The organism is Lentzea sp. NPDC037011 (genome assembly GCF_055607425.1).
The window spans coordinates 272,844-284,912 of the sequence record NZ_JBVJRT010000006.1; the positions used below are offsets into that span (position 1 = coordinate 272,844).

The window sequence follows — 12,069 nt, forward strand, 5'->3', positions numbered from 1 at the left end:
AGGACGGGGACCGGCGATCAGTCCTCGTCCTCACCCGATACGCGGTGGTCGGGGTGATCGCGGTCGGCCCTGCCCGCGAGGTGCAGCGGGCCGGGCAGCAGGGTCCGGCCGTCCCAGGCGATCGCCTGGTCGCAGAGCCTGGCGGTCAGCGCGGCGAGAGCAGTGGGCGTCCAGGAACCCGCACGCACCACGATGATCTCCTTGGCCGTGTAGGAGTGCCAGGGCTTGCGCAGTTCCGCCTTCGCGTCCTCTGGCAACGTCCACCTGGTGTACTTCGCCCCCGCGTCGCCCCCCTTCGCCGCCAACGACGTCGACCTCCCGGCGAAGAGCCAGGACGGCACGGCGCTGTCGGCGAGCCGGTACACCTTCCTGTCCGGCGCCGCCGGTTTCTTCTTGTCCGCGGGCATGTTGGTGTCGTTCTGCCTCGACACCGGCCTACCGATCTCGGACACACCAGTGCTCACCCGCACGACGGCAACGTCCTTTCCGTTCTCGCGCAGCACGTCTCCCGGCAGCGGGCCCCTGCCGAGCCTCGTGTTCGGCAGGCCCGGCCAGATCCTGCGGGCGGCGGACCCGTCGACGAACACCACGACCGGAAGGTCAGCGAGCTCACCGGTGACGAGGTCGCACAACCTCCGCTCGAGCTCGGCGCGGGTCCTCTCGACCTTCGCCTGTGACCGGCCGAGCCAGGAGGTGCCGATCGAACCGGAGTGGAAGTCCGCGATCGCTTCTCCTGTGCGGCACCAGGTTCCCTTCCTGTCGCTGTACATCAGCACCCGCCATGCTTCCAGATCACCGGGAACGACGTGCAGAGCGCTCATCGTCACCACCAGCGGGCCGCTGCCCCGCTCGGCCTTCTGCGCCCGCACGTGCACGCCGACCAGCAGCACGGGACGGTCCACCGCGTGAGGCAGCCTGGGATCAGCGATCGCCCCAGGCAGCCGCTCGTCGAGCACGCCCGCTGCTCGCAGGAGGTCCCGCAGGGCCGCCCGCGCGGCGTGCTTGCGTTCCGAGGCCGAACGCGCCTCGGCCCGTTCCGGCAGCACCAGTGGTTCGGTGGCCAGGAACTGGCTGGGAGTCCCCCGATGGCCCAGGAGCCTGCGCAGGTGCGGCTTCGCGTCACGATCCAGCGGGGCCACTGGGTGGTACTCGGTCTCCAGCCAAGCGACGACGAGGTGGTTCTCTCCTTCGCTGACAGGCAGTCCGTCGAGTAGCCTCGCGCGGTTCAGAGTGGTGTGGTCCAGCAGCTCCGGGCAGTAACACGCGACGACGTCCAACCGCTCGTTCACTGCGAACGCGGGTTCACCGTGCTCGAGCCGGACCGGGACACCGGTCAGCTCCTTCAGCTCCGCGAGCATCCGTTGCCGCGCGCCCGTCGTCCGGTAGACGCAGGCGATCGTGACGCGCTTGTACCCGCTCGCTCCGACGGCCGCGACCGGCAACCCGCCCTTCTGATACTTCTTGACCCTTGTGGCAAGCTTGATCGACTTGTCGATCGGGTACCGAAGCGGCTCCAGCTGGGGCAGCACCGCCGAGATGTGCTCCTGCAGCCTCATCAGGAGGCGGGGGCCGGGACCGCTGCCCAGCGAGTGGAAGAGGCTGCGCCAGAGCTGCGGCCGGATCGCGCCCGGCCGGTCGGGCAGTTCCCGCGGGATGTCCAACGGGTCGAGCTTGCACGCCTCGTAGATCGCCGCGGTCGCCGGGTGCAGCCTCACTGTGCGCTCGCCCGACTCCTCGTCCGCACACGACCGCATGGGCAGGTGGAGAACGGGCAACGCGGCGTCGGCCGGCTCGATCCACACGTGGTTGGACCAGTGGCCCTTCGGCGAGATCCGGGACAGGTGGGCGTCGAAGCACAGCACGGGGTCCGCGACACCGGCCCTCGTGACGAGGCGCCCCATCACGCGCAGCATGCTGAACGCGGTCCCTTTTCCGTTGGCGATGAGGTCCGCGTCCTCCCAGGCCACCAACGCTCCGCTGGTGTCCATGCGCAGCGCGAGGGGTCCGCGTCCGTCGATCACGAGCGGTTGTGCCGCGAGGGTCCGCATGACGCGCCACACTCCCGTGCGGAACACCCAGTTGGGGGCCTCGGGCACTTCGCCGTCGCGCAGCCTGATGAACTGCGAGACGGGTCGCGCGCGTTCGGGCTCCGGCAACAGGGGCGCGAGGGTCGACACGGCCGCATCGCCCCGGACGTAACGCTCCCAGGCGTTCGTCGCGACCCTCATCCGGTAGTCCATCGCACCGTCGTCGGTGAGCAGGAGCATGCGTTTCCCCTCCGCACGCTCGTTCTCGTCGAGGTCATACTCGTCGAACAACGTCACCGGCCTGCCCGTGGCCGAGGTGAGGCCGCGGGCCAGGCTTGCGTACGGGGGTCCCCAGCCGCGTTCGGTGCACGGCATGGCCGACCACGCGGCGTGGAAGTCCTCGGTGAGCGGGTAGGCGGTCACCGCGCCGAAGACCTCGTCCAGGTACTTCGCGGGCACGCGGTAAGCAAGGCTGGTCAGCAAGACTCGTCTCCAGTGTCCGGTCGGTCCGCGAACTCCAGGAAGGCCCGCAGGGTTCTGCCGTAGTAGCGCTCCATCTCACCGAGTTCGCCGCTCGCGCTCCACGCGTCGCGCAGCCCGGTGATCAACGACGCGAAGCTCGTGCCCGCCGAGCCGTCGGTGAAGGCGCCGTCCACGAGGTGCAGCACGGCGGAGGTGCCGCCGCGCCGGGCCCGGCCGATGAGCTGGATCGCGCCGACGACGATCTCGGCGGTCACACCGAGCTTCACCTCCTTGGGCTGGCAGCGGAAGTAGGGAGGCCGGTGCACGATCTGCTCGAAGTAGGTGCCCGCCGTCTTGCGCCGTTCCTCCAGGAGCCCAAGGGGGTCGCCAGCCGGGCCCCGGTGGCGGGTGAGCGCCCTCGCCTGAATGTGCGCGAGCAGCTCGGCGGGCTCGTCGATGAGCGGGATGGGCCGGACGAGCAGCCACACCGACCCCAGGGCGGAGCGGTCACCGGCACCGATGATGTTCACGCCACGCTGCACGCGGCCCAGAGGTGCGATCAGGACGTCGGCGCCCTCGATGCCGGGAAAGCTCTCCAGCCGGTCGGCGGGCAACTCCCACCATTGTCCTGTCAGGACAGCCGCCCCGGCGTCCTCCTCCCCGCGCGGCCGCGTCGCGAGACAGATGCGCGCGGCAGGCACACCGGCGTCGACCAGTCCCCGCGCGACCTGCCTCGCGCCATCGTAGGAGGTCGTCGCCAGCAGCACCCTGGCACGGTCCGGGTCCGTCATGACGAGCCTGGCCAGTTCCTCTTCCAGCCTGGGCCACAACAGCTTTGCTATCCGCACCAGCGCGTCCGCCCGATCCTTGCCGTCCAGTCCGGACACCTTGAGCACGTGGCCGGCCTCGTCCCGCACCTGCTCCGCCACGACGGTCACCTTCTTCTCCTCGATGTCGCCGTCGTCCTTCCCGTCGTCATCGGATACCCACCACTTCGGACGGACGTGCAGGTGACTGTGCGGGGCGTGGGGGAAGTACGACGTGGCGGACATGCCCAGCACGATCCGCCTGGTTCCGGCCTGCGCCAGCGCCGTGATGTCACCGAGGCTGATCGCGTAGAGGTGCGGGTCGCCGCCGAACGCGGCCGTGGAGAGCCGCGCGGGCTCGTTGCCGCTGTCGTCGTAGTACTCAGTGAACGCGAACACCAGGCGTCCCAACGGTCCGGTGGGCATGACCCGCCACCTGCCGTAGGTGCCGAGCGCGTCGGCGATGTCCTGGGCTGATTCCACGCCGATGTCGACCAGCTGGGCGTTGCTGGCCATCAGGCTGTGCAGGGACCACCTGATGCGTTCGAGAATCGTCCTGCGCAGGACGCGGTTCGCCACCAGGGCCTGATCGTCGTCCGAGACCAGGTCGAAGAACTCGGCCAGGCGCGTTCTCGCGGCGGCGATGGTCTGCCCGGCCAGACCGCTCGTCACCACCTCTCGCAGCGTGTCCCGCATGTCCTGGTACTTGGCGTCGTCTCCCGGCTCGGGCCCCGCCTGCTCGGGGAACACCGAGAGGTACAACCGCATCTGCTCCTCGGTGGGTTCGGTGTCGAGCGGCTGTCCGAACAGCTGGTTGGCGAGTTCGTTGTCCCACCGCTGGGGCACGATCCAGTCCCTGCCCGGCCCCCGCCGCCGCTTGCGGGTCTTGTTCTTGCCTGAGGTGCCGAGCCGCTCGTACCGGAGATGGCTGACGTACGTCTCCGCCAGGTAGCGCAACGTGAAGTAGGCGTCCCGGACGCTCGCGTCGACCTCGTCGCTGAGCATGCCGAACGCCGCGCCGAAGTCCTGGTCCAGCCTGCGCAGCGGCGTGTTGGTCCGGCCGCCGTGGTCGAGCACGAGACCGCGGCCGGCCTGTTCGATCATCGAGCGCTGGAAGGAGTCGACCTCGTCAATCACCACGACCTGGCACCGCCGCAGCACCAACTCCTCGACGGTGACCCGGTCGTTGCGGCCGAGTCCGTCGTCCACCGGCGTCTGCAGCACGCCGAGCTGGAGGTTCACGTGCGAGGTCACGATCACGTCCGCTGTGCAGGCCTCGCGCGCCGCGCGGTAGCGGCCGCAGGTGGTGCGCCACGGGCAGGAGAACGTCTTGTCCTTGCGCCTCGGCACTGGCTGGCGCAACGCCGCACAGGGCTCGCGGCCGGGAACCCAGCCGTCCACGGACTTCTCGCTGGAGGCGACCGCCGCGAGCGCGCAGCCGTAGCCGAAGCGCTCCCAGATCCAGTCGGCCGGGGGTCCGCCGTCTGACGCGCGCGCCGCGGCCGTCTCCGCGACCTTGATCAACGATCTGGGGGAGACCAGGGGAACGATCGACGCGTTCTCCTGGCCGAGCGCCCTGACCGCCCGCTCGATCTGGAAGGTGGCCTTGACGACGTCCGCGTTGGTGGGCAGCACGAACGCCACGGGAACCTCGTTCCGCACCGCCCAGCAGGCGAAGCTCTCGATCAGCACGACGGACTTGCCGAAGCCGGTGTAGGCGAGCAGCTCGTTCAGCTCGCCCGCGGCCAGGTCGAGTTCCTTGATCTCGCCTCCCGCGCGGTCGCGCACCTGACGTTCGAACCGCCGCACGGAGGTGACCCGGTAGCCGTCGGAGTTGACTTCGTCCAGCAGCTCGTCCAGGCGACCGGCGATGAACTCCAGCTCGTCGAACGGCACGATCACCTCGGCACGGGAGGGCGCGTCGACGATCCGGGTCAGCGGCCCGGCGGACTCCTCGTGGTGGGCCTCAATGTGGTAGCGGAAGTCCACATAGGTCTCATCGGTGCCGTCGGCCCCGATGACGCGCGTCGTCGTCGAGTAGGTCCCCTCAGTCGCGGGCGGGAGCGGGTTCCGGCCGATGACGTGCAGTTCGTCGAGGTCCGCCAGCGCCTGGTCGATGAAGTCCGTGAGCGGCATGCCGGCGTTGACGACGATGCGCGGGTTCTTCGTCTCGTCGTAGTCGTCGGCCGGCTCGCAGCCGGGGATCTCACCGCTCTTCAGAAGTCCGTCGAGCACCCGCTTGGCCATGTCGGCGTTGGCGAGCTGGTTGGTCCGCCGGCGCAACAGCCGGGCGAACCTCAGTGCGTCCACTTCGGACAGTCGGTGGCGCCACCGGTCCCAATCGGTGATGTGCCCGTCCAGCACGTACAGCACGTGCTCCCGGGTGACCGTCACGCTGCCGCCGTCCGCTTCCTCGGGGAAGTGCCTGGCGGCCAACCCGATCGCCGCCGCGATGATGCGCGGTTGCACCTTGCGCCTGGTCTTCATCGTGCCTTCCTCATCGCGGAGCGGACCTGTCCCAGGAACTTCGTCTCGGTGAGGACCGCGAGTCCGGGCAGTGCGTCCTGGAGCGTCTCGAGCTGCCACTCGCACGACCTGGCCAACAGGATGCGTGCACTCGGACGTCTCCTCCGCAGTCGTTCGATCAGAGAGCTCAGGGACAGGCATTCCTTGACGTCGACGGAGAACTTCTCGTCTCCCGCCTCGACCAGCAGGTCGAAGCGGTCGAGGAACGGCCACAGCAGGACCTTCGCCCCGGCGTGCTCGGCGGCCGCCGCGATCCTCAGCTCGCTCGCGCCCGGCACGACCACGAAACGCCAGACGCCCGCGTCCACGCACTTCGCGCCCTCCGCGGGCCTGCCCGCCGGTGGAGAGGACCTGCGCGCACCGTCTCGCCGGCGCAGCACCGGCCGATCACCCGGCACCAGGTCGAACACGGCGCTGTGCGGCCGGTAGCGGCACCTGACCTTGCCGGACGAAGCCACCGCCATCGGCCACCTGCACTCCGCGCACGGCCACCACCAGCCCTTTCCGTTCGGGGCTCGGTAGAGCTGGTCCTCGGGGACGTCCCGGTAGCCGCCTTTCGCCAGTCGCACACCACCGGCACGGTCCTTCAGCTCGACCAGTTCCTGCTCGTCACCAGCCGGGTGCTCGACGAGGAACCTCCGGGAGGCGACGTACTCGTCCTGTTTCGTGGAGGCGATCATGGCGGTGAACACCTGCTGCCGGATCTGGTCCGAGTGCATCGTGGTCCACGAGGGAAGCCACGGCCGCGACCCCACGACGTCCTTGAGGGGCACGACATGCTCGCACACGAGGTCGTAGGCGTTCTCGGTGAGCCGCCCCTCGTGGTCCAGCAGAACGACATCGGCGAGTTCCGCCGGTCGCCCCCGCACTCCCGCGAGCAGGCTGCCCAGCGATGTGCGGAGAGCGCCGACCAGTTCCAGGGGAGTCACCGGTCCCCTGCCGGGCCCGTGCGCCCCCATCACGACCCCGGTCATCCTGGCGATCTCCAGCATGGCGGCGTTGCGGTGCACGTCACGAACCGACCACGCGTAGGCGGCCCGCAACGCCGCTGCGACGACTCGCTGTCCGGGCACGTTGGTGTAATGCGATCCCAGCTCGTCGTCGCTCATGCCTTGCTCTCCGGGCACCACTGGGTGAAGGGACACGTCTTGCAGACCCTGCCGGGCTTCGCGGTGAGCGCGGGCGACGCGTGCCAGGCCCCGACCCTGGCCTGGACCACCGACCTCGCCGCCGCGACGACCTCGGGGTCGTCGACGTCCAATTCGGTGACCACCGGGCCGGTCGCGCTCAACCGCTCCAACTCGACGCGTACGTGGTCGCCCGCCCGGAGTCCGTCCTCGGCGGACAGCACGACGGCGAGGGCCAGCTGAGGGAACTGGGTCATCAGGTCGCTCTCGTCCAGCACGGAGACCGTCTTCGTCTCGCGGACCTTCCAGACGTCTCCCGACCGGCAGAGCAGGTCCGTCTTCGCCACGACCACGACGTTCGCCTTCGGGTCGAACACCACGACCGGCCGTTCCGGATGCGCTTCGACGTCCCCGACCGGCCCGCGCAGCGCGCAGGTGAGCGAGTGGTCCGCGATCATCTGCACGCCGAGCCTCGCCTGCTCGCCGCTCACGGACCACCGGCCGACAGACCACGCGTCCGGGGTTGGCGGGGTCTCGTCCGCTGCACACGCACGCGCCGGCACACGGCGATGCAGGTCTTCGAGCCACCCGTGCACCGCTTGACCGCGCCGAGTGTGGTCGCTGTCCTCGGCGGCACGTTCACGCGGGAGGAACAGCCGCTCCGCCACGAGGCGGGCAGGGCAGTCGTCGAAGGACCGCCCTGACGACAACGACCAGGAACGTCGCGGCAGACCGCCGCCGTCGACGCCGAGCAGCCCTGGCCGCACCGGCACCGCCGGACACTGCCCGACCAGATCACACCCACCGCAGTCCGCACCGGGCAGGTACTCCGTCCCCGAAGCCGCTTCGGGAACGAGGGACTCCGCGTCCCTCTGGTACATCTCGTGCGCTTTCTGGGACGTGCCCTCGAAGAGGACGTTGTGGCTGCCGTCGGAGCAGCCGATCTCCACGACGCGAACGCGGTGCGGCGCGAGGGCGGGCCGCAACGTCAGAGCTTTCCGGTCCCACATCCCGCTCAGCACGACCGAGGCGCTCGCGACGACACCCGCTGCCAGCGCGATCTCCGCCTCGTCGCGTGCCCGATCCCGCACGGACCTCGTGCGCAACAGGCGCAGTTCGCGCACACCTTCCCCCTCGAAGCGACGGCCGGACACGACCTCCTCGTGCACGACCTCCCCACCGTCACTCTCGACCCGGCGGCGGCGACCCCAGTTGCGCGACACGGGAACGAGCTCGGACTCGCCCGGCAACTCCTCGGCCCAGACGATGTCCGCGCACGCGGTGAGGTAGTGGCGTACCGCCTTGGTGACCCACCCGACCAGCATCGGTGGCGGCGGCCGATCAGCGTGCTTCCGCCACCTCGTCACCGCCTCGGTGACCGGGAGACCGTCGTACTCCACGTGGTCCAGCACCTTCCCCAGCGCAGTGGTCGCTCCCGCCTGCCGTGGCGCCGGCGCCCCGGACTCCACGCGCAGCGCGGGCCTCATCTCGACCGCTCGGCGCAGAGGACACGAATACTCGTCTCTCCGCACGTCGAAAGGACGCACTCGCCACAACCGTTCATCACCGACCACTCCGGCCGGCGCGTTCCACGAAACCATTCAGCACATTCCCTTGAACCGAAAATCGATACGACTGACTGCTCGATCACTCCGCCTAAGCTATCGTGCCGTTCCGTGGAAGACGGGCAGAGATTTCACGGCCTCTTCATCGGGGTCGACACCTACGAGTCACCGGCGTTCGAACAGCTGAGGTACGCGAAAAAAGACGCGATCGCATTGCACGCGCTTTTTGCGGACACTTTCAGCGAGAACGCCACCCTAATACTCGACGCACAGGCAACCAAGGACAGATTGACGACAGAAATCGGACACGTGCAGGCTGCGAGCACGGACCGGGACGTCGTCGTGATCACCTATTCGGGGCATGGCACCCCCGACGGATTCCTGGCCACGAGGGATGCGAGGCCTGATCGGCTCGCGGAGACGGCACTCCACCTCGACCACCTGTTCGACCTCGTGCGCGGAATCAGGGCGAAGGTCGTCCTGCTCGTGCTGGACTGCTGCTTCTCCGGCCGGGCGGGGGCCAAGGTGCTGCGGGAGCCCGAGCACGGCGACACCGCACGCAGGTCAGGCTCCCCGTTCGAGTCCGTCGCCGGTGACGGGATTCTCGTCATCGCCGCCGCGGACACCGACCAGGAGGCGCGGGAGAGCGGTGACTTCGGGCACGGCCTGCTCACCCACTACCTGATCGAGGGCCTGGGCGGGCACCCCGCGGTGCGCGACGGCAACCGAATCTCCCTGCTGAAACTCGCAGACCACGTCGCTGGCAAGCTCCGCCTGCACCCGCCCAAGCCCGGCAGGGCGCACCAGACACCGGTGGTCACCGGCAGGGTGACGCACGTGTCGCTGCCGATCCTCACCCCCGGCCCCCGCTGCGCGGCCATCGGTGAGCAGACCGCTCCCCCACGCGCCACGCGGGCGTTCTCGTCGCTGATCGCCCTGGGCGTGCCGGACCACACCGTCGCGGCGTGGCGGCAGCACTACCACCGCCTGAACGACCTCCAGCTCCGCGCGATCAACGAGGGCGGGGTGCTGCGGGGCGAGAACGTCCTGGTCAGCGCGCCGACCTCGGCGGGAAAGACCCTGGTCGGCGAGCTCGGCGCCCTGCGGTCCGTCGCGGACGGCGGACGGGCGGTCTTCCTGCTCCCCACCCGAGCACTCGTGAACGAGCAGTACGACCGCTTCCGCAGCACCTACGCAGGCGCCGGCGTCCAGGTGATCCGGGTCACCGGTGAGCTGCGCGATCAGACAAAGAGATTCGTGCAGGGGCACTTCGACGTCGCCGTCCTGACCTACGAGAAGTACATCGGCTTGCTGTCGGGCCTGCCCTCGCTGCTCACGAAGACGACCGTGCTCGTCATCGACGAGATCCAGACGCTGACACTGCCCGACCGGGGACCTGGCCTGGAACTGCTGCTGGCGTGGATCAGGCTGCGGCGTCTCACCGGACCCGTTCCCCAGATCATCGGCCTGTCCGCTGTCCTCGGTGAGCCCGAGGAGCTCGCGCAGTGGCTCGGCGCAGAGCTGGTGGCCACCGAGCGCCGTGAGGTTCCGCTGCTGGAGGGCGTGATCACCGAGGACGGTTCGTACCGCCACCTCGACGAGAACGCGCAGGAACGACACGTTCAGATCTGTCCCTCCGGCGACGGGGACGCTCTGCCGTCGCGGTTGGTCCGGGCACTCGTTGACCAGGGCGACCAGGTGATCGTGTTCATGGCAACCCGACGTGAGGCGATCGACTTCGCGAGGAGGCTCGCGAGCGAACTCGGCCGTGCGCCGTCTTCCGAGACGGCCGACCTGCTCAGCGGACGAGGGCACGGGCGCCTGGTCGAAGACCTTCTGCGCTGCCTGCGAGGCGGGGTCGCGTTCCACATCTCCGACCTCGGGGAGGACGCCCGCTCCGCGGTCGAGCGCACCTTCCGCTTCCCCGACAGCGAGGTCCGCGTCATCGTCGCGACCACCACGCTGGCCCAGGGGTTGAACCTCGCCGCGGACTCCGTCGTGCTCGACCGCCTCGTCCATCCCGGCGAACCGGAACGGCCGTACTCCGTGGCGGAGTACCGGAACATGGCGGGACGTGCGGGCCGCACCGGACAGGCGGCCAGAGGCCGCGCTTTCGTGGTGGCGCGCGGAGCTGCCGACGCGCGCCGAAAGTGGAACAGTTACGTCACCGCGACACCGGAACCGGTCAGGTCCACGCTGACCGGGTACGACCTGCGGTCGTTGATCCTCTTCTCCTTCGCCGGACCGGCCGCGGACCAGAAGACCCTGACAGCGGCGCTGGTCGAGGACTTCATGAAGTGGACATTCGCGGCGCACCTGGACGAGGTCGGACTCTCACCCCGCTCGTTCTCGCCGGGCCAGGTCCTCAGCGCGCTGACCGACCTCGCCACCCACGGCTTGATCAGGAAGGCGGACGACGGGTACGCGCTCACCCCGCTGGGCAAGGTCGCGCTCCGCAGCGGCCTCGGTGTCGACTCCGTCGTCGTCATCGCGCAGGCGCTCCGCGCCGTCGAGCCCACCGCGCTGACCAGGATGACCCTCGTCGCCGCCGCTCAGCTCACCGACGAACTCCAGGACGTGCGGTTTCCCCGGTCCAAGAGCCAATGGCGCCGGGAGTGGCAGACCCTGCAACGGAAACTCCGGCACCAGAACATCGCGGAACCGGTGCTGGACCTGCTCCTCGGAGACTACGAGCCGATGAGTCCGGGAGCCGCGCGCGCCCGGCGCAGCCTCGCGTGCGTGCGCTGGAGCCACGCCGTTTCCCTGGCAATGATCGAACGAGAGCTCGCCGAACACCAGTACGTCGAGGCGACCGGCACCGGTCCGGTGGAGCAGGCGGCGCGGCGGACGAGCGACGTCATCGAGGCCGTCATCGACATCGCCATGGTCGTGCACCGGAACGCCGACCTCGGGACCCTTCCGGAGATCCTGCCCGCCCAACTCGAACTGGGCGTCCCGGCCGGACTTCTGCCCGTCCTGCGGCACCTGGCTCCGCGCCCCGACCGCGAAGCCTGCCTCGACCTCGTGCGCGACGGCATCGATTCCGCCGAGGCGATCCTCGGAGCGGGCACGGACGACCTGCTCACGCACCTCGGTGATCCCGCGCTGGTCACCGCCCTGCTCGCCGCCGCGGCGAAAGCCAACGCGCGCGACGAGGCGGACGAGCCGTTCGACTTCCCCCCTCCGGTCGACTGACCGCACGGGCCGCCACGGCCGCGGGCTCAGGCGCCCCGGCCGTGCGTCTGCTCGATGTAGTCGATGATATTTTCCCAGAGCACTTCGAAGAGATCGTCGGCCGACAACAGCCGGCCCGGACTTCCGGCGCTGAGGTCGCTGTACCGGAACCGGCCCTCACCGGCCGCCGCGTCCCACTCCGCGGCGGCCCACGCGTTGATCCCGTTGCCCAGCGAGCTGGACAAGCCGTAGGACACCGTCAGCCGGTCGGTGCCCAGCCAGTCCTGCAACCGGACCTTCACCCCGTACACCGGACGTCTCTGCGACTCGACGCGAATTTCGGCCGCGGTGCCGTCAGCCCGCACGTGGCACGCGTATCCGA

At 69.6% G+C, this 12,069-nt stretch carries 6 protein-coding genes; 1 reads left to right on the top strand and 5 read right to left on the bottom strand.

Features of this window, described 5'->3' with window-relative positions; genetic code table 11:
• Positions 1–17 precede the first annotated feature (17 nt).
• The 4 genes from ACZ7CH_RS20535 to ACZ7CH_RS20550 are packed head-to-tail and all read right to left on the bottom strand — an operon-like array spanning position 18 to position 8,360.
• Complete coding sequence (locus ACZ7CH_RS20535; RefSeq protein ID WP_470374603.1) at positions 18–2,510, bottom strand: RNaseH domain-containing protein; 2,493 nt, start codon at positions 2,508–2,510, stop codon at positions 18–20.
• Positions 2,504–5,782: a hypothetical protein gene (locus ACZ7CH_RS20540; RefSeq protein ID WP_470374604.1), complete on the bottom strand. Its 3,279-nt coding sequence runs from the start codon at positions 5,780–5,782 to the stop codon at positions 2,504–2,506. Before ACZ7CH_RS20540 ends, ACZ7CH_RS20535 begins: the two co-directional genes overlap by 7 nt.
• Positions 5,779–6,930 carry a restriction endonuclease-related protein gene (locus ACZ7CH_RS20545; protein ID WP_470374605.1) on the bottom strand — a complete coding sequence of 384 codons (1,152 nt, stop codon included), beginning with the start codon at positions 6,928–6,930 and terminating at the stop codon, positions 5,779–5,781. The genes ACZ7CH_RS20540 and ACZ7CH_RS20545 overlap by 4 nt, the downstream gene beginning before the upstream one ends.
• Positions 6,927–8,360 carry a PD-(D/E)XK nuclease family protein gene (locus ACZ7CH_RS20550; RefSeq protein WP_470374606.1) on the bottom strand — a complete coding sequence of 478 codons (1,434 nt, stop codon included), beginning with the start codon at positions 8,358–8,360 and terminating at the stop codon, positions 6,927–6,929. The genes ACZ7CH_RS20545 and ACZ7CH_RS20550 overlap by 4 nt, the downstream gene beginning before the upstream one ends.
• A 264-nt stretch (positions 8,361–8,624) precedes the next feature.
• On the opposite strand from ACZ7CH_RS20550, the gene ACZ7CH_RS20555 reads away from it, so the two are divergent.
• Positions 8,625–11,708 carry a DEAD/DEAH box helicase gene (locus ACZ7CH_RS20555; protein WP_470374607.1) on the top strand — a complete coding sequence of 1,028 codons (3,084 nt, stop codon included), beginning with the start codon at positions 8,625–8,627 and terminating at the stop codon, positions 11,706–11,708.
• A gap of 26 nt (positions 11,709–11,734) precedes the next feature.
• Here ACZ7CH_RS20555 and ACZ7CH_RS20560 read toward each other — a convergent pair whose 3' ends face one another.
• Complete coding sequence (locus ACZ7CH_RS20560; RefSeq protein ID WP_470374608.1) at positions 11,735–11,998, bottom strand: hypothetical protein; 264 nt, start codon at positions 11,996–11,998, stop codon at positions 11,735–11,737.
• Positions 11,999–12,069 lie beyond the last annotated feature (71 nt).

Excerpts from the sequence above, each read along its gene's own strand:
- ACZ7CH_RS20545 (WP_470374605.1), bottom strand. The coding sequence starts at position 6,930 with ATGAGCGACGACGAGCTGGGATCGCATTACACCAACGTGCCCGGACAG.
- ACZ7CH_RS20540 (WP_470374604.1), bottom strand. The coding sequence starts at position 5,782 with ATGAAGACCAGGCGCAAGGTGCAACCGCGCATCATCGCGGCGGCGATC.